Consider the following 16821-nt stretch of genomic DNA (forward strand, 5'->3'; position numbering starts at 1 on the left):
TATGTTTCCGGACGTGCTCACCACCACGGACATGGTCTCCCTCGCCGGCCCCCTGGACTCCGCCGCCCTGCGCCGCGCGGCGACACCGCTCACCGTCGGCGTGGACGCCGGGGTCCGGGCGCGGCTGGACCGCGGCCGCCGGTTCCTCCACGGCCTGCGGCACGGTGGCGATTCCCCCCGGATCTACGGCGCCACCACCGGGTTCGGCGCACTCGTGGGGTACGCCGGCCGTCCCGACGAGGCGGACCAGTGCGACAACACCCTGGCCCACCTCGGGGCCGGTCAAGGACCGGACCTGCCGCACGAGATCTGCCGCGCCGCCCTCCTGCTGCGCACCTGGTCCCTCGCCCAGGGTGTTTCCGGTGTGTCCGCGGAGGTCGTCGACCGGCTCGCCGCGATGTTCGCCACGACGTTCTCGCCCGCCGTCCCCCGCTACGGATCCGTCGGGGCCAGTGGTGACCTGATCCCGCTCGCCTACGCCACCCAGGCCCTGCGCGGCCGGGGGCACGCCTACGTGGACGGCCGCCGCATGCCGGCCGACGAGGCGCTGACCGCCGCCGGGCTCCGTCCGCTCGCTCTCGACGGCCGCGACGCGCTGGCCCTCGTCAACGGCACCTCCGTCACCACCGCGGCGACGGCACTCGCCCGCGACACCGTCCGCACGGCGCTCCGTTCACTCATGGCCCTCACCTGTCTGCTGGCCGACACTCTCGGCTGCGATCCCGGCTTCCTCGACGGGGACCTGCTGCGCGTCTACGGCCACACCGGCGCGATCGACGTCGGCGCGCGGATGCGGCGGACGCTCACCGGCATCGTCCCCTCCGGAACGCGTCCGCTGCAGGAGCCGTACAGCATCCGTTGCGCCCCCCAGTTGCTCGGCGCCGCCGAGGACGCGCTGCGCTACGTCGACGGTGTGGTCGCCGCGGATCTCGGCGGCGTCAGCGACAACCCGCTGCTCTTCCCCGACGACGACGCGCAGAAGGGAAAGGTGGTGCACGGCGGGAACTTCTTCGGGCAGCCCGCCGCGTTCGCGGCCGACCTGCTGGCCTCTGTCACCGCCCAGCTGGGCAACCTCGCCGAACGCCAGCTGGACCTGCTGACGGACCCGGCACGCAATGGAGGGCTGCCCCCGATGCTCGCCACCGCACCGGGCCTTCAGCACGGTCTCCAGGGCGTACAGCTCGCGGCCACCGCGTTCGTCGCGGAGATCCGCCGCAACGCGACACCGGCCGGGATGCAGAGCCTGCCGACGAACCTGCACAACCAGGACGTCGTGCCGTTCGGCACCCAGGCCGCCCTGCGCTCCTACGACATGGCGGAGCTGCTCGGCCTGCTGTTGGCTCCCTCGCGCTCGGTCTGCGCCAAGCCGTCCACGTCGGCGCCCGCCGTCCCACCGCGCCCCGGTCTGCGGAACTCCTCGACGCTCTCATCGAGGTGATCCCCCCGGTCGAGCCGGACCGTCCGCTGGACGCGGACGTCCGCGCCGCGGCAGGCCTGCTCGCCGCGCGCGAGCTGCCGTGACCGGACCCGCCGGGGCCGGGACGCCGGGCAGGGGATCGTACTCCGGCAGCCGGATGACGAAACGGGCGCCGTGGCCCGGACGGCCGGTGGCGGTGACCGTGCCCCGGTGGCGCGTGACGACCTCCCGCAGCAGCGCGAGCCCCAGCCCGTACCGTCCGCCGTCGCCGCTGCCACGGTGGAATCTCTGGAACAGCTGTTCCACCGTGGCCGGGTCGAAGCCGGGCCCGGTGTCCGTGACGGCCAGCCCGACCATGCCGGCGGAGCGCGACAGCGTCACCTCGATCCGCCCCTCGGCGGGGGTGTGGCTGATCGCGTTGGACAGCAGCTCACCGACGGCGCGGCGCAGCGCGGACTGTATACCGTCGACGAAGAGGGGACGCGGGGGGCCGTCCACGACGACGGTGAGGCGACGGGCCCGCGCCCGGTCCGACTCCTCGGCCACCACTGCCCGGGCCAGCGCGACCAGGTCGACCGGCCGGCGTTCCGACGGCCGTGCCGGGCCTGCCGCGAGGCTCGCGGACAGCAGCAGGTCGTCGAGCACCTCGCCGAGCCGGCCGGCCGAAGTGACCAGCCGGTCCAGCCCGTCGCGGTGGGGGACCGGCAGATCCTGGTCAGCCGCCTGCCGGGCCAGCACCTGCGCCCGCGTGTGCACCTGGGTGACGGGAGTGCGCAGCTCGTGACTGGCGTCCGTGACGAACTGCTGCTGCCGGGTGAGGGCCTCCGCCAGCGGGGCCACGGCCCGTCGTCCGAGGAGCGCCCCGGTGACGGCCGCGGCGAGCAGCCCCACCAATTCGGCCACGCCCAGCGCGAACCAGAGATGGTTACGGTCGGCCAGCTGGAAGCGCATGTCGAACACCGCCTGCACCACGTCCCCGTCCGCCCGGAGCTGCGTGCGCACCAGGTAGACCGTGTGGTTGCGTTCCACGGTGCGCTCCACGGCCTCGTGGGTGCGCCGCACCCGGTCCAGGTCGGCGCGCAGCGGGAATCCGTCCGGGGCGTTGGACAGCGGGGCCACGCCGGGCGCGTACAGCCAGGTGCAGACCGGCGGGCTGGTCAGATCGCCGTAGCCTGCGCCGTAGCGCAGCTCACGCCACACCTGCTCGTTCTGCCCGTGCACCATGACGGTGTGCGCGATGCCGCCGACGACCGTGATCAGCAGCGTGATGATCGCCGCGGTGATCACGGCGATCCGCAGACGCGCCCGGCGCACCGCCGCCCACTCGGTGGGGGCTGAGCGCCTCACAGTGTCCCCAGGCGGTAACCGAGACCGCGGACCGTGCGCACGACCTGCCGGCCGAGCTTGCGGCGGAGGTAGTAGACGTAGGTGTCGACGATGGACGACGCGGGCGCCTCCTGGAACACCAGCCGGCGCAGCTCCGCCCGCGAGTGCACGGTCGCGGGGCGCGAGGCGAGCACCCACAGCAGCGCGAACTCCCGGGCCGCGAGGGCGACCTGCTCGCCACTGGCCAGCTCGACCTCCCGGCGGCCGACGTGCAGGCGTCCCGATCCGATCCTGAGGACATCGGTGGCTTCGAGCGCCCGCCGGCACAACGCCCGTAATCGAGCGCTCAGTTCGTCGAGCTCGAACGGCTTGACGAGGTAGTCGTCGGCACCGGCGTCCAGCCCGTCGACCCGGTCGTGGACCGTCCCCATCGCGGTCAGCAGCAGGACCGGCGTCCGGACGGCGCGGGACCGTAACCGGTTCACGAGGTCGAGGCCGTCGAGCGCCGGCAGGCGTCGGTCGACGACGAGCACGTCGTACTGCCGGGAGAGGCCGAGGTGCAGGCCCCGCTGGCCGTCGGCCGCGACGTCGACCGCGTACCCCTCGTCCCGCAGTATGCCGGAGAGCATGCCGACCAGCTCCCGGTCGTCCTCGACCAGCAGCAGCCGCCAAGGACCCCGCGCGTGTCTCCGCGTCACAGTTCTGCTCCCCTCGCCCGCCCCGCAACCCCTGTCAACGCCCCTGTGCGGGAGGGGGTTCCCGGCCGGCCGAGGAGGCGGCCGGACAAGGAATGGGCCGGGGGAGGGACGCGGTGGCGGACCGTGCGGGCGGACGGGCGCGGTACGAGGGGACCGGCCGCGCGCCGCACCGTCGACGACGCGGGACACTGCGGCGGTTGCCTCGACGGAGCCCGGCGGACACCGGCGGGGACGAGGCGGCGGCAGCCGAAGAGCCAGGCGATCGACCCTTGGGTCTTCGCGTGTGCCGGCCGAGGCGCTCGCCGGACCCGACGCGGGACAGGGGATCCGGGGGGGCGAGGTTCCGGACGCGGGTCAGGGGCGTGCTCAGGCGTCGGGTGTGTCCTGGGTGAGTCGGCGCACCCACTCGACGTCCGGCTGGTGCGAGGCGTGACCGTCCCGGGCCGGCGACGGGTCGTTGGCGGCGTTCGCCGGGTCCACGAGCCGACGCAGGCCGGTGCGCAACAGGGCGCCGTCGACCGAGGCGATACCGCTGAGGGCGAGCACGGACACTCCCTGGTCGAGGGCGGTCATGAGCTGTGCGACATCGTCGGACGGGAGGTGCTCGCCGTCCGGCCGGCGCGCGGTGGCGACCCGTCCGTAGGCCTGGAGGAGGACCTGGACGCGTGCGCGGAGCAGGTCGGTGAGCTTGTCGTCGCGGGCGGCGGTCGCGATGAACTCCAGCATGGCGAGTCCGAAGCCGCGGACCATCTCCGCCGCCTCCTCGGCCTGGCCGGTGTCCTTGTCCGGCGAGGACGCGGCGGGGCCCGACGCCTCGGGTGTCGCGAACGGGTCCCAGTCCTCGCCGCGAAGCGCTTCCAGGTTGTGGTCCATCACCGCCAGGAACAGTTCGGCCTTGCCGCCGAAGTTCGAGTAGACCGCGCCCTTGGAGAATCCCGCCTCGTTGGCGATCCCCTCCAGGCTCGCCCCGTGGTAGCCGTCGCGCGCGAAGGTGCCCAGCGCCGCCATCGTCAGCGCGTCACGGGTCTCCCGCTTCTGCTCGGTACGGCTCCGCCGTACCCGGGGCGTGGTCGTCAAGGCGCGCTGGTTCATGTCCCCATCGTAGTTGACGTACCCGCAGCATCGCGATACCAATGGGATTTAGATACCGTGAGAATCTGAATACCGACGGTATCGAAAGTGACCCGGGCGAGGCCCCGATGACGGAGGATCAGGCATGACTGACGCGGTGTTGGAGGTCCGGGGCCTCACGAGGAGGTTCGGCCCGGTCGTCGCGAACGACGGGGTCGATCTGCGGGTCAGGGCGGGCGAGGTGGTCGGGCTGCTCGGACACAACGGCGCCGGCAAGACCACGCTGGTCTCGCAGATCGTGGGCCTGCTCAAGCCCGACAGCGGGTCGATCCGGGTGGCCGGTGTGGACGCGGTCGCGGACCCGGCCACGGCCCGCCGCTGCGTCGCGCTCCAGGCACAGTCCCAGGCGCCGATAGACGGTCTGACGCCCAGGGGGGCGATCGAGATCGCCGGACGCCTGCGCGGCATGTCCCGTACGGCGGCATCGGCCGCCGCGCGCACGCTCGCCGACGAACTGGACATCCACGAGTGGCTCGACCGGCGCGCCCTGCCGGACGGCCGCGGTCTGTCCGGCGGTGTGCGCCGTCTGGCCGCGTTCGCCATGGCCGCGGTCGCGCCCGTGCCCCTGGTCATCCTCGACGAGCCCACCAACGACGTCGACGCGGGCCGCCGGCGTCGCCTGTGGGACACCGTCCGCCGCCTCGGCGACGACGGCGCGGGGGTCCTGCTCGTCACCCACAACGTGGTGGAGGCCGAGCGGGTGGTGGACGAGCTGGTCGTGCTCGACCACGGCAAGGTCGTCGCCGCCGGCTCGCCCAGCGGCCTGCGGGGGTCCGGCGACAACGACCTGCGACTCGAGCTCTCGCTGAACCCCGACGGCGCGGACCCCTCCGACCCCCTGGCCGCCGTGCCCATTCCGGTGACCCGCCGGGTCCGCCTCGGCCGCCGGGTGCTGCTGACCCTCGGCCCGGGTGATGCCGAGGCAGCCGTCTCCTGGGCCACGAGGCTGCGCTCGAGCCGGCTCATCGAGGAGTACTCGCTGGCCCCCGCCACCCTCGAAGACGTCTACCTCGCCGCCACCACCGGAGCAAGCCCGGGCGCGGCCGCCACCACGGAGGAAGCAACCCATGTCTGAGGCAACCGTCGTCGCGCCCCGCACACGGGTGCCTCGCGCCGTTCCGCCGCGCACCGGCCTGTGGGCGACCTACGGAAACCTGCTGCGCTGGAACATGGCCCAGATCGGCGCGATGCTGCCGCTGATCATCATCGTCCAGGCGGTGCTCGCCGCCGGCATCATCGTCGGCTTCGGGTTCCTCATCAGCGACATCAACACTCCCGCGGCCCTGTTCCTGTCCACGGGCACCCCCACCGTGCTGCTCATGGTCATCGGCCTCGTGATGGTCCCCCAGGGCGTGGCGCAATCACGCACCAGCGGCACCTTCACCTACCTGCGGGCGCTGCCGGTGCCCCGTCCGCTCCACCTGCTGGCCGACCTGACGGTCTGGCTGGTGGTCGCGCTGCCGGGCATCCCCGTCTCCGTCTTCGTGGCCTGGCTGCGCTACGACCTGACCTACAGCTTCGACTGGCCCGTCCTGATCGCCGCGTCCGTCCTGACCGCGGTGATGGCCACGTCGGTCGGCTACGCGCTCGCCGTGCTCCTGCCGCCGCTGCTGGCCCAACTCGCCAGCCAGGTGCTGGTCTTCTTCGTCATGCTGTTCTCGCCGATCACCTTCCCGGAGAGCCAGCTGCCCGGCTGGCTCAGGGCGGTCCACGACGTGCTCCCGTTCCGGCCCGCCGGTGACCTGCTCCGTTCCGGGCTGGTGTCGGGCGGCGGGGGTGTGGACTGGACCGATCTGGCCGTGCTGTCGGCCTGGTGCCTGCTCGGGCTGGTGATCAGCGTCCGCGCACTGGTCCGTCGAGCCTGAGACGGAGCATCGGGCGGCCGGCGTGAGGTGATCCTTTCGCCGGTTCGCCGGCGCATCGAAGTCATGGGAAAATCCCAACCCTCCGACGGCGTCCAGTGCGTTGACCTGTCCTTAGGGTACCCAGAGGGCCCGAGGGAGCGCGTCGGACGACCGGGGCGAGCCCGTCGGCAGGCTGACGGCCGAGCGGTGGTGACGAGGTGCCGACGGTCCTCGTCCTCGACATCGACCGGCTCTCGGACGCCGACACGGAACGGTTCCGGCAGGCCGTGCCGGCCGAGCGGCGGGCGCGCGCGGACAGGTTCCACTTCCCGGCGGACCGGAAGCGGTGTCTGGCGGCCGGCGTGCTGCTGCGCTACGCCCTGCTCGAACACCACGGCCTGCGCGCCCGCGACCTGGTCCTGGACCGGAACGAGTTCGGCAAACCGATCCTGGTGAACCGGCCCGACCTGCACTTCAGCCTGTCGCATTCCGGGCGGTGGGTGGCGTGCGCCACGGGTGCCACGGAGATCGGCGTGGACGTCGAGCACACCAGTGCGGGGACCGTCGACATCGCCCACCGGTTCGCGCCGGACGAGCACGCCTGCATCTGCGCGGCGCCGGCCGGTGAGCGGGCGCGCCGGCTCGTACAGATCTGGACGCTCAAGGAGAGCTATGTGAAATACCCAGAGAGGACGAGAGCGACATCTCTCTCGCCGAGCCCGCAGCCAAAGACCTGCTCACCGTCTGCTGAAGGCGGCCTCGAGGGGCTCCGGGCCGGGCACCGCCCGCCCCGGAGCCCCTCGAGGGCCCACCCACAGCCGGATGGTCGGCCGTACGCGCAGACCCCCGGGCCCGTCCTGCGGCCCGGCCGGCCCGCGTCCACCGTCGGCCGCAGCAGCGGGAGCAGCCTCGGGCCGCAGCAGCGGGGCAGCCTCGGGCCACCCGAACGTATTGCCGGGAAAACCGCTTTTCACAAGGCAGTGTCCTCCGACCGGAGTACCCCGTTGTCACCACGTACAAGCCGTGAGTTACCGGTGAAAGTGGTGAAGATGGCACACATGGCGAATGGGTGCAGGCGCGTTGTGGTGACGCTCTGCTGCGGCCTGATGATGGCGGGCGCGGGCGGGACGGCCCACGCGGACAGCAACGACAATCTGGCCGACCCGCCGATGAAGTGCGGTTCGGGGCTGCTTTCCGCGAGCGGCGAGGGGCAGTCGTGCGTCACGGACCAGCGCGTCGACCAGCAGATGGTCAAGCACCACAGCAAGAGCGTCGACCTCGTCGACTTCGCCGACGTGATCACGCCGCTCGACGGCCTGCTGCCCTGAGGCTTCGTCCTTCCCCCTCCGCGTCCGGCCGGAGAAGCCGGGGCGGGTGTCCCCGTTCAGTTCAGGAGTTCATCGATGCGTACCCGTCAGTTCGTCGGCGCCGCGGCCCTGGCCGCGGGGGTGCTGGTGCCGGCCGCCGCAGGAGTGGCCGCGGCGGACACCAACATCAACACCCACAGCCCGTCGATGCTGTGTGACACCGGGCCGGCGGCCGCCACCACCGCTCACAGTTCGTGCGAGGCACGGCAGAGCGTGAGGCAGGGCGTGCTGAAGACCCACACCGAGGACGTCGATCTGGTCAACCGGCTCGACATCGCCGTGCCGGCCGCCCTGGGGGCCTGAACATGACGGCAGGACGTTCCAGGGGCGTGATGCGTGCGGCCGGCCTGTCGCTGACGGCGTTCGCCGCCGTTGTGGCGAACGGGGCGGAGGCCGCGGCCGACTCCAACCAGACCGAGCAGAAACCGGTGATGCTCTGCAACGTCGTGCTGCTCTCGCCCGGGGCCCAGGTCGGCGACGGATGCCAGGCCCTGCAGGCCAGCGGGCAGAGCATCGTGAAGGAGGACAGCGTCAGCCACACGCTGGTCGACTTCATCGGTGTCCGTCCGAGCCTGTTGTGACGGAGCGGTCCGGCCGGCCGGACCCGGCCGGACCGGGACCGGCCGGGGGAGTGACTCCGGCCGGTCCCGGCGGGCCGTCCGGCCCGTCAGGACGCGGGCGAGGCGCAGGCCCGGACGGTGTCCCACGCCCGGCGGACGGTCGTCTCGTCGGCGTACGGGGACCCCAGGGCGGCGCGGAGCACCGGCCGGCCGTCCACGGTGGCGGGAGTGCACAGGACCTGGGGCTTCCCGGTGAGGCGACGGGTGACCTCCCGGGTCGACTCGTCGGTCTCCGCGCGGAGGACGACGAGCCCGAGCCGGTGGGCCACGAGACGGAAGCCGGGCTCCCGCTCGACCAGGGAGGCGAGCAGGGCGGCGAGCCGGATGTCGTGCCGGATCACCTCCCGCAGTCCCTCCAGTCCGTGAGCGCGCAGTACGTACCAGAGTTTCAGGGCGCGCATCGGGCGGCCGAGCGGCACCTGCCAGTCCTTGAAGTCGACGACCTGCCCCGAGTCGGTGGCGTCGTTGCGCAGGTAGGAGGAGGTCGCGCCGAGCGCGTCGGTCAGGTCCTTGCGATCGGCGACCCACAGGATGTCGCAAGGGATGCCGGTGCGCATCCACTTGTGGGCGTTGACGGCGTAGGACTCCGCGAGTTCCGACTCCGCGTCCTCGGCCCGCAGTTCGGGGCAGAGCGCCGCACTGCCGGCGTAGGCGGCGTCGACGTGCAGCCAGACGCCGCGTTCCCGGCAGACGGCGCCGATCCGGGGTACCGGGTCGATGGCGCAGGTGGCGGTGGTGCCCACGGTCGCGACGACGGCGGCGGGCACCAGACCCGCGGCCCGGTCGGCGTCGAGGCGGTCGGCCAAGGCGACAGGATCCATGGTGTGCGTGCCGGGGACGGTCGGGACGAGGACCGGTTCGCCGGCGCCGGCGATGCGGACCACCTTGGGCACACTGTGGTTGGCCTGGTCCGTGCAGTAGACGCGCAGCCGGCCCTCCGTCCCGTGCTCGCGCCACCGGCCCCGGGAGGCCCGGTGCAGGGCGGCGGCCACGGCGACCAGCGCGGCCGACGACGCCGAGTCCTGGATCACGCCGCCGCCCAGCCCGGACGCGTGCGTGAAGCGGGGCGGAAGCCCCAGGGCGCGGGCGAGCCAGTCGCACACCCGCTGTTCCAGTTCCGTGGCGGCGGGCGACGTCGACCACATCATGCCCTGGACGCCCAGGCCCGCCGTGACCAGCTCGGCCAGGACGGAGGCGGGCGAGTTGTTGGTCGGGTAGTAGCCCAGGAAGTTCGGGTGCTGCCAGTGCATCAGCTGCGGCACGATCGTGTGCCAGGTGTCCTCGAGGATGCAGGCCAGGTCCTCGCCCTGCTCGGGGGCGGTCTCCGGGAGCGCCTTGAGCGTGGTGCCCGGCGGACCGGGCGGCACCACGGGGAGTTCGCAGGAGGCCAGGGACCGCCAGTGGTCGGCCAGGCGGCCCGCCGCGTCAGCCGCGGCGGTCCGAAAAGCGTGCTCGTTCATGTGCGGAAATTAGAGGCGCGACGGCCCAGGTCCACACCCGATGGAGTCATGATCACTCGTACGAGCCCCGTGTGGCTGCCCCCGCCCGAACTGCTGCCCGACGCCCGTTCGGCACTCCGCGGCGCAGCGGAGAGGCAGCCCGCCCCGGGCGACGGCCTCGGGCCGGTTCCCGGCTCCGGTGCCGCCCTCCGTCCCGGGGACGCCGAACCCCTCGCCGACCCCAGGGAAGCCGTGTACGACGCGCACTTCGGTGTGGCCCGTACCTCCCGCGACCCGGCGCGCACCCTGATGCGGGCACTGCTGCGGACCACCGCCGAGGCGAGTGCCTGGGTCTCCGGGGAGGACCGGGCCGCACTGCACACGGCACTGGCGGTCTGCGGGTCGAGCGCGCCCGCCCCCGTCGGCGCGCAGGCCGGGACCGCGACGGCCCGTTGGAGGGCGGGGCACCGGCTGTTCTTCGCGCTCACCGCGGTCACCGTCGTCGCCCTGCGCGACGCCACCGCCCGGCCCGTGGGACGTCACCCCGGACCGGCCGCGACCCGGGACGCGGCCGTCCTGCTCCGGGCGAGTGCGGCCGCCATGAACGCGACCGCGTCCTTCGCCCCGCACGCCTACGAGACGGAGGTGCGGCCGTCGATGGAACCACCCGAGGAGCGGGACGGCTTCTCCGGATTGTGGTCCGCCGACCACCGGGCCCTCGTGAGGCAGCTGGGGATCTGGGGCAGGGCCCACACCGATGCCTGCCCCGCGGGGTGTGTTCCGGGACGGGCACTCGGTGCCGCCCTGGCGGACGTGCACGCGGCTCACCACGGCATCTGCGCCCGCTTCGTCGGCCGCGGCCCCTCCCTGCTCGGGACCGGCGCCGACGCCTTGCACACCCTGGACCGCCTGGCCGTCTCCCGCGGCAGGCTCCTGCGGCCGGACGTGGCCCCGCCGCCCGTGCCGCGCCGCCGCGAAACCGCCGACCACCGGAGGAACTGATCGTGCGCCCGAACGCCACCCCACCCGCCCGGCCACGGACCCGGCCCGGGCCCGCGCCCGCCGCCTTCCCTCCGGTACGGGAACCGGAGGGCGCCCGCCCGGTCACGCTGGAAGGCGTCGAGGCCGACGAGGGGACGGCTCACCTGGAACGGCTGGCCGACGAGATCGTCTTCCTCGACCGCTCCGCGTTCCTGCCGGCCACCTGCCGCCCCGCCACCGGACTGGTACGGCACGAGCCCGTCTCCCCGCTGCTGACGGCCCCGCCCCCGCCGCGGCCCGCACACCGCACCGGTGGGCGGACGGTCGCCGTCGCCTTCGCCCCCGAACACGGTGACCACGCGCGAGCCTGGGCCCGGCGGCACGGCTGCCCTCTGCTCGCCCCGCCCGCCGGTATCACCGCCCGCGCCTCCGACAAGATCGACTCGTTGGGACTGCTGGCCGAGGCAGGCGTCGCCGTCCCCGAGTACGTGGTCGTCCCGGCGGAGCGGCAGCCGTCGGCCGCCGCCCACTGGCCGGACGGCTGGGACGCCGCGGTGCTCCAGCGCCGGGAGAACAACCTGGCGGGCCGCGGCACCGTCCCCCTGGACACACCGGACGCGCTGCCCGCGGCGCTGGACGCGTGGGCCGGCCACACCCTGCGGCTCAGCAGACGCGTGCCCGGACTGCCGTTGACCGTCAGCGCCTGCGCGGGAGCGGACCGGACCGTCGTCTCCGCCGTCTCCCACCAGCTTGTCGGCCTGCCCGAACTGACCCCGGGGTGGGGCACCCACTGCGGCAACCAGCTCCTGGACGACTCCGACCTGTCCGCCCCGCTCCTCGCCCGCGTCCGGGACACCGCCCGGGCCGTCGGCGACGCGCTGCGACGGCACGGCTTCCGGGGCGTCTTCGGCCTCGATCTCGTCGTCGGCGACGGGACGCCCGTGGTCATCGAGATCAACCCGCGTTTCCAGACGGTGGCCTCCCTGGCCCAGGCGGCCGAGACCGCCGCCGGACTGCTGCCCCTGCTGGGGCTGCACGTGCTGGCCTGTCTGCTGCCCGAACTGCCCCCCGTCCGCGCCACGACGCGGCCGGTGCCGCGGCTCGCGCAGCTCGTCGTGCACGCCCGGTGGCCCGGGAACGTCACGGGCCTGCCCCGCCCCGGTCATTACCGGCTGACAGGAGAGGGGCCCCTCGAACTGCTCGGACCGCTCGAGGGCCGCACGTTCGACGAGACGGCTCTCCCGGATCCCCTCCCACGGCAGGAGGCCGGGACGGCCCTGCTCTGGCCGCACGCCTCCCCGGGCCCGGTGCTGCCCGGCGACGAACTCGCGCTGGTGCAGACCGGACACCACCTCTGCGACGTGTCCCCGCGACCCGCCCTCGGCCCCTGGGGCCGGTCCTGGACCGAACGACTCCTCACCCAGGAGATCCGAACCACGACAGGTGATGCCGTATGACCAGCGACACCACGTCCACCGGCACAGGCCCCCCGGTCGATGTCTCTCCGGCCGGCGTGCCCCCGGTCGATGTCTCCCCGGCCGGCGTGCCGCCGGTCGATGTCTCTCCGGCCGGCGTGCCGCCGGTCGATGTCTCTCCGGCCGGCGTCTCCCCGGACGCCGGCCCGGTGCCGTCGGCCCGCTCCGCGAGCGGCGGTGAGGCCCCGCACCCCTACCGCCCCGGTGAACTCGCCCTGTCCGCCGAGGAGATGCGGGACGCCGGCCACCATGCCGTCGACCTCGCCGTCCAGCGGCTGTGCACGGTGGCGGACGGCCCGCCGCACACCGTCGCCGATCCCGCCGGACTCGCGGCACTCCTCGGCGAACCGCTGCCCGAGGACGGCGGCGACCTGACCGGACTGCTCGACCACCTCGCCCACGACGTACTGCCGCTCGGTATCCGGTTCGACCACCCCCGCTGCTTCGCCTTCGTGCCCACCACCGGAAACTATCCCGCGGTCCTCGCCGACCTGCTCTCCACCGCCCACCTGAGCGTCCCCGGCGCATGGCTGGTCGGTTCCGGCCCCACCCGCGTCGAACTGACCGCCCTGGACTGGCTGAAAGAGCTGCTGGGCCTGCCCGGACACTGGGGCGGCCTGTTCGTCAGCGGCGGATCCGTCGCCAACCTCACGGCACTCGCCGCCGCCCGCGACCACCACCTCGACGGTGATCTCGCCGGCGCCCGCCTCTACTGCTCCACCCAGGCCCACCCCTCCGTCGCCCGCGCCGTCCACCTGCTCGGTCTCGGCCGCGACCAGCTCATCGCCCTCGAACCCGACGCCGTCCAACGCCTCGACCCGCGGGTCCTGGCCGCCCGGATCGACGCCGACCTCACCGCCGGCCTGCGTCCCTTCGCCGTCGTCGCCACCGTCGGCACCACCAGCACCGGCGCCGTCGACCCCGTCACGGACCTCGCGCGGCTCTGCCGCCGTCACGGCCTGTGGCTGCACGTCGACGGCGCCCACGGGGCGGCGTTCGCCCTTTCCGAGCGCGGCCACGACCTGCGCGACGCGCTGGGGCACGCCGACTCCCTCACCTTCGACCCGCACAAATGGCTGTTCCAGCCCTACGAGACCGGCTGTGTCCTCGTCCGGAACCCGGAGCTTCTCAGGGCCACCTTCCGGATGGCACGCCACCACCTCGACACCGGATACCTCCACCCCGCCGAGGCCCGTCACGACGAGGTCAACCTCGACGACCTCGGCCCCCAGCAGTCCCGGGGCCTGCGCGCCCTGAAGGTGTGGCTCTCCCTCAAGACCTTCGGCGCCGCGGCCTTCCGCCGTGCCGTCGAGCACGGCCTCCACCTGTCCGACCACGCCGCCGCCCGCATCACCGCCCACCCCGACCTCGACCTCGCCGGCGCACCCGGCCTCGGCATCCTCACCTTCCGCTGCCGGCCCCCGGGCTGCCCCGCCGACCCGCCCGCCGTCGACCGCCTCCAGCAGTCCGTCAGCGACGCCGTCCGTGCCACGGGCCAGGCACTGCTTCTGACCACCCGTGTCCAGGGCCGGACGGTCCTCAGGATGTGCACCATCAACCCGGCCACCACCACGGCCGACATCGACACCGCGCTCGACCTGGTGGTCCGGGCGGGGCGGGAGGCGCAGCAGAAGCCCCGGTGACGCCGCAAGGAGGCGTCGCACACTCCTGCCGCCGTCCGTGACCCGGCCGCGGGGACAGCGCTCGGCACCCGCTTCGGACGGCCACTGCCCTCAGGGAGCGGGAGACCGCGTCGCAGGCCGCGACAGTGGAGACCGACCGCTTCCACGGTTCCGGTCGCACCGGACAGGCGCTCGGGCGTCCTCGGCGGTGTACGGCTCAGGCGTCACCCGGCTGACCCGGGCGGTGAGCGCGGGACGGTCAGCGCTTGAGATCCATTTCCTCGAGGCGGGTCTGCACGGTCCGGCCGCTCTCCCACGCGTTGGCGCCCGGGACCACGTCCGGCATGGGGATGTCCGCCCGGTTCTGCCGCTTGCGGGACGTGGAGATGCCCAGCCTGTCGTCCCGGGCCTGGATCATCTCGTCCGAGGCCTGCCCGTCCTCGGTGAAGCCCATCATCAGCTGCGGGATGCCGTAGGGGAAGTCGTCCCGGTCGTACTGCCAGGTGTGGAAGGTCTTGCCGTAGGTGGTCACGAGGTCCTCGAAGTAGGCGTGCTCGGCCAGGTCGGGGATGCCGGGAGCGGTGAGGCTGCCGGACTTCACCTCGTAGTGGTGGCTGTGCCACAGCCGTTTCTCGTCCTCGGGCAGGGAACGGAAGCGCTCCTCGCTGATGATGTACTCGATGCCGATCAGACGGGCGTCGGGAGCGTTCCGGTCGAAGATCACGCACTGGTGCAGGTCGTGCCGGAGGTGGATGCAGAAGTGCGTGGCCTCCACCTGGCGGCCCATGTCGTCGGCGTACATGTGGAAGCCGTTGAGGTAGGTGCTCATCGCGTCGATCGGGTACTTCGTCTGCATCGCGCCCGCCGCCAGGTCCAGCGCGCGGTGCTTGAGCGGGTGCCCCTTGCCCACCTTGCCGATCGTGGCTGCCTTGCGGCCGAGCAGGAGACCGGCCGCGGCCGTCACGCCTGCCGCGGCACCGAGCGCGGCGGACGCGGCCGGTCCCCGGCCGGAACCGTGTGAACGGTGGGTGCCGTGTATGGATGCCATGGGCGGCGAGTGCCCCGTGCCCGGAGGCCGTAACGGGCCGCGCGGCGGGCCGGCTCGGCCGCCGCTTCGAGCGGCGACACGGCCGGGCTACAGTTGGCCGCATGAGCCGCTGGACGGATTTGGCAGGGAAGACATCCGGGGAGGACTACGCCGCACGGTTCGAGACCCTGGCCCGGAGCGGCGAGGACGTGCACGGCGAGGCGCGGTTCTGCGCGGCCCTCGTGCCTCCCGGAGCGCGGGTGCTGGACGCCGGCTGCGGTACCGGACGGGTCGCGATCCGGCTCGCGGAGCTCGGGTACGACTGCGTCGGGGTGGACCTTGACGCGTCGATGCTGGCGGTGGCACGGAAGCAGGCACCGGGACTGCCCTGGTTCCAGGTGGATCTGGCCGCGTTCGATCCGGACCGGCTCGGCTTCGCAGCGGGCTTCGACCTTGTCGTCGCCGCGGGCAATGTGATCCCGCTGCTCACTTCCGGCACCGAGAGCACGGTGGTCGAACGCCTGTCCGCGGCCCTGCGCCCGGGCGGCCTGATGGTCGCGGGCTTCGGCCTGGACGAAGCCCACCTGCCCGTGCCGCCCGGCCTCACGCTGCCGGAGTACGACGACTGCTGCGCCGCGTCCGGCCTCACCCTCGTCGACCGCTTCGCCACCTGGGATGCCGACCCCTACGACGGGGGCGGTTACGCCGTCAGCGTCCACCGTCGGTGACCAGGGGGCCGGACGTCTCGATCACCGCGTCCGCCGGGCGGCCCGACGGCTCCTCGCACGGTCCGTGGCAGACCTTCGCGTACTCCGTGGGTGCCGGGATGCCGGGATCAGGGTGAGCGGTTCCCTCAGGGGCGGAAGGTGCGGCGATACGTGTCGGGCGGAACACCGACGGTGCGCTGGAAGTGGCGGCGCAGGGTGGCGCCGGTGCCCATTCCGCAGGCCTCGGCGACGGTGTCGACGGTCGCGTCGGTGGTCTCCAGCAACTCCTGGGCGCGGCGGATGCGCTGGATGTGGAGCCACCGCAGGGGTGTGGTGCCGGTGAGGTGCTTGAAGTGGCGGCCCAGGTGGCGTGAGCTCAGATGGGCCCGGCGGGCGAGGTCCTCGACGGTGAGGGGCTGGTCGAGGCGTTGGAGGACCCAGGGGAACAGCTCGCCGAGGGGATGGTCGCCCGGCTCGGGGACGGGCGTGGCGATGAACTGGGCCTGACCGCCGTCGCGGTGCGGGGGGACGACCAGGCGGCGGGCGACCTTGTTGGCGTTGGCCGAGCCGTGGTCGAGGCGGACCAGGTGCAGACACAGGTCCATGGCGGCCGCCTTGCCCGCCGACGTGAGGACGTCGCCGTTGTCGACGTAGAGGACGTCCGGATCGACGGTGGCGGCCGGGTACCGCCGCGCCAGCTCCCTGGTGTGGGCCCAGTGCGTGGTGGCCCGTTTCCCGTCGAGCAGGCCGGCGGCACCGAGGACGAACGCGCCCGTGCACAGGGAGGCCACCCGGGCGCCCGCCGTGTGGGCCGCGCGCACCGCGTCGATCAGTTGCGCCGGTGGTTCGCGGTCGGTGTCGGCCCAGCCGGGCACGAGCACGGTGTCTGCCTGCCGGAGGTGGTCGAGCCCGTGGCCGGGCTCCAGGTGGAAGCGGCCGACGCGCACCGGGCCGGGTCCGCAGAGGGCGAAGTCGTACCAGGGGTCCACGACATGGGTCAGGTCGGCTCCGAAGATCTCCAGGGCCACGGACAGTTCGTAGTGGAGCATGCCGTCGGTGACGGCCAACGCGACGCGAGGCATGTCCGAAAGTGTATGGGGCATGTCGTTTCCGACGATCGTGCGCGTCCCGTCGAAGGGACAGGATGTGGGTGCCGGACCACCGGCG

Annotated in this window: 16 protein-coding genes; 10 read left to right on the plus strand and 6 right to left on the minus strand. The window is 73.4% G+C overall.

Translation table 11 applies throughout. The features are described from left to right. Positions 1 to 13 precede the first annotated feature (13 nt). A complete protein-coding gene (locus ACP4IX_RS09210; RefSeq protein ID WP_426555217.1) occupies positions 14 to 1438 on the plus strand; it encodes an aromatic amino acid ammonia-lyase in 1425 nt (474 codons plus the stop codon). On the opposite strand, the gene ACP4IX_RS09215 is transcribed toward ACP4IX_RS09210, so the two are convergent. From ACP4IX_RS09215 to ACP4IX_RS09225, 3 genes are all read right to left on the minus strand, one after another. Next, a complete protein-coding gene (locus tag ACP4IX_RS09215) occupies positions 1427 to 2764 on the minus strand; it encodes a sensor histidine kinase (RefSeq protein ID WP_426518274.1) in 1338 nt (445 codons plus the stop codon). The two genes, ACP4IX_RS09210 and ACP4IX_RS09215, sit on opposite strands and share 12 nt — an antisense overlap. Then, positions 2761 to 3441, minus strand: coding sequence for a response regulator transcription factor (locus ACP4IX_RS09220; protein WP_426518272.1), 681 nt, complete (start codon positions 3439 to 3441; stop codon positions 2761 to 2763). The genes ACP4IX_RS09215 and ACP4IX_RS09220 overlap by 4 nt, the downstream gene beginning before the upstream one ends. A 366-nt stretch (positions 3442 to 3807) precedes the next feature. Continuing rightward, positions 3808 to 4533: a TetR family transcriptional regulator gene (locus tag ACP4IX_RS09225; protein ID WP_426518270.1), complete on the minus strand. Its 726-nt coding sequence runs from the start codon at positions 4531 to 4533 to the stop codon at positions 3808 to 3810. 124 nt (positions 4534 to 4657) lie between these two features. Here ACP4IX_RS09225 and ACP4IX_RS09230 point away from each other — a divergent pair, with 124 nt between their 5' ends. The 5 genes from ACP4IX_RS09230 (at position 4658) to ACP4IX_RS09250 (ending at position 8364) form a co-directional block, all read left to right on the plus strand. Beyond that, positions 4658 to 5647, plus strand: a complete 990-nt coding sequence (locus tag ACP4IX_RS09230; protein WP_426555218.1) for an ABC transporter ATP-binding protein — start codon at positions 4658 to 4660, stop codon at positions 5645 to 5647. Beyond that, positions 5640 to 6437, plus strand: a complete 798-nt coding sequence (locus ACP4IX_RS09235) for an ABC transporter permease (RefSeq protein WP_426555219.1) — start codon at positions 5640 to 5642, stop codon at positions 6435 to 6437. The genes ACP4IX_RS09230 and ACP4IX_RS09235 overlap by 8 nt, the downstream gene beginning before the upstream one ends. Before the next feature lie 197 nt (positions 6438 to 6634). Next, the gene (locus ACP4IX_RS09240) at positions 6635 to 7744 is read left to right on the plus strand and encodes a 4'-phosphopantetheinyl transferase superfamily protein (RefSeq protein ID WP_426555220.1); all 1110 of its coding nucleotides are present in this window, start codon (positions 6635 to 6637) and stop codon (positions 7742 to 7744) included. A 75-nt stretch (positions 7745 to 7819) separates the two neighbouring features. Further along, the gene (locus ACP4IX_RS09245; protein WP_426518262.1) at positions 7820 to 8086 is read left to right on the plus strand and encodes a hypothetical protein; all 267 of its coding nucleotides are present in this window, start codon (positions 7820 to 7822) and stop codon (positions 8084 to 8086) included. Positions 8087 to 8088: 2 nt separating this feature from the next. Then, positions 8089 to 8364, plus strand: coding sequence for a hypothetical protein (locus ACP4IX_RS09250; RefSeq protein ID WP_426518260.1), 276 nt, complete (start codon positions 8089 to 8091; stop codon positions 8362 to 8364). Between the two features lie 86 nt (positions 8365 to 8450). On the opposite strand, the gene ACP4IX_RS09255 is transcribed toward ACP4IX_RS09250, so the two are convergent. Then, entirely contained in the window at positions 8451 to 9863 is a 1413-nt protein-coding gene (locus ACP4IX_RS09255) for a pyridoxal phosphate-dependent decarboxylase family protein (RefSeq protein ID WP_426555221.1), read from the minus strand. 48 nt (positions 9864 to 9911) lie between these two features. Here ACP4IX_RS09255 and ACP4IX_RS09260 point away from each other — a divergent pair, with 48 nt between their 5' ends. Genes ACP4IX_RS09260 through ACP4IX_RS09270 form a run of 3 tightly spaced genes read left to right on the plus strand, consistent with a single transcriptional unit; the run spans position 9912 to position 13941 of the window. Beyond that, complete coding sequence (locus tag ACP4IX_RS09260) at positions 9912 to 10844, plus strand: hypothetical protein (protein WP_426555222.1); 933 nt, start codon at positions 9912 to 9914, stop codon at positions 10842 to 10844. A gap of 2 nt (positions 10845 to 10846) precedes the next feature. Beyond that, positions 10847 to 12280: an ATP-grasp domain-containing protein gene (locus ACP4IX_RS09265; protein ID WP_426555223.1), complete on the plus strand. Its 1434-nt coding sequence runs from the start codon at positions 10847 to 10849 to the stop codon at positions 12278 to 12280. Then, positions 12277 to 13941 (plus strand): pyridoxal phosphate-dependent decarboxylase family protein, encoded by a 1665-nt coding sequence (locus ACP4IX_RS09270; RefSeq protein WP_426555224.1) that lies wholly within the window; start codon positions 12277 to 12279, stop codon positions 13939 to 13941. The genes ACP4IX_RS09265 and ACP4IX_RS09270 overlap by 4 nt, the downstream gene beginning before the upstream one ends. 238 nt (positions 13942 to 14179) lie before the next feature. Here ACP4IX_RS09270 and ACP4IX_RS09275 read toward each other — a convergent pair whose 3' ends face one another. After that, a complete protein-coding gene (locus ACP4IX_RS09275; RefSeq protein WP_426555225.1) occupies positions 14180 to 14968 on the minus strand; it encodes an OBAP family protein in 789 nt (262 codons plus the stop codon). A 101-nt stretch (positions 14969 to 15069) separates the two neighbouring features. On the opposite strand from ACP4IX_RS09275, the gene ACP4IX_RS09280 reads away from it, so the two are divergent. Then, entirely contained in the window at positions 15070 to 15675 is a 606-nt protein-coding gene (locus ACP4IX_RS09280; RefSeq protein WP_426518248.1) for a class I SAM-dependent methyltransferase, read from the plus strand. Between the two features lie 125 nt (positions 15676 to 15800). On the opposite strand, the gene ACP4IX_RS09285 is transcribed toward ACP4IX_RS09280, so the two are convergent. Further along, complete coding sequence (locus ACP4IX_RS09285; protein ID WP_426518246.1) at positions 15801 to 16736, minus strand: helix-turn-helix domain-containing protein; 936 nt, start codon at positions 16734 to 16736, stop codon at positions 15801 to 15803. Between the last annotated feature and the right edge of the window lie 85 nt (positions 16737 to 16821).

It is taken from the genome of Streptomyces sp. WG5 (genome assembly GCF_049974565.1).
Classification (GTDB): Bacteria; Actinomycetota; Actinomycetes; order Streptomycetales; family Streptomycetaceae; genus Streptomyces.

Excerpts from the sequence above, each read along its gene's own strand:
- ACP4IX_RS09225 (WP_426518270.1), bottom strand. The coding sequence starts at position 4,533 with ATGAACCAGCGCGCCTTGACGACCACGCCCCGGGTACGGCGGAGCCGT.
- ACP4IX_RS09235 (WP_426555219.1), top strand. The coding sequence starts at position 5,640 with ATGTCTGAGGCAACCGTCGTCGCGCCCCGCACACGGGTGCCTCGCGCC.
- ACP4IX_RS09245 (WP_426518262.1), top strand. The coding sequence starts at position 7,820 with ATGCGTACCCGTCAGTTCGTCGGCGCCGCGGCCCTGGCCGCGGGGGTG.
- ACP4IX_RS09285 (WP_426518246.1), bottom strand. The coding sequence starts at position 16,736 with ATGCCTCGCGTCGCGTTGGCCGTCACCGACGGCATGCTCCACTACGAA.
- ACP4IX_RS09250 (WP_426518260.1), top strand. The coding sequence starts at position 8,089 with ATGACGGCAGGACGTTCCAGGGGCGTGATGCGTGCGGCCGGCCTGTCG.
- ACP4IX_RS09230 (WP_426555218.1), top strand. The coding sequence starts at position 4,658 with ATGACTGACGCGGTGTTGGAGGTCCGGGGCCTCACGAGGAGGTTCGGC.
- ACP4IX_RS09255 (WP_426555221.1), bottom strand. The coding sequence starts at position 9,863 with ATGAACGAGCACGCTTTTCGGACCGCCGCGGCTGACGCGGCGGGCCGC.
- ACP4IX_RS09260 (WP_426555222.1), top strand. The coding sequence starts at position 9,912 with ATGATCACTCGTACGAGCCCCGTGTGGCTGCCCCCGCCCGAACTGCTG.
- ACP4IX_RS09280 (WP_426518248.1), top strand. The coding sequence starts at position 15,070 with ATGAGCCGCTGGACGGATTTGGCAGGGAAGACATCCGGGGAGGACTAC.
- ACP4IX_RS09275 (WP_426555225.1), bottom strand. The coding sequence starts at position 14,968 with ATGGCATCCATACACGGCACCCACCGTTCACACGGTTCCGGCCGGGGA.
- ACP4IX_RS09270 (WP_426555224.1), top strand. The coding sequence starts at position 12,277 with ATGACCAGCGACACCACGTCCACCGGCACAGGCCCCCCGGTCGATGTC.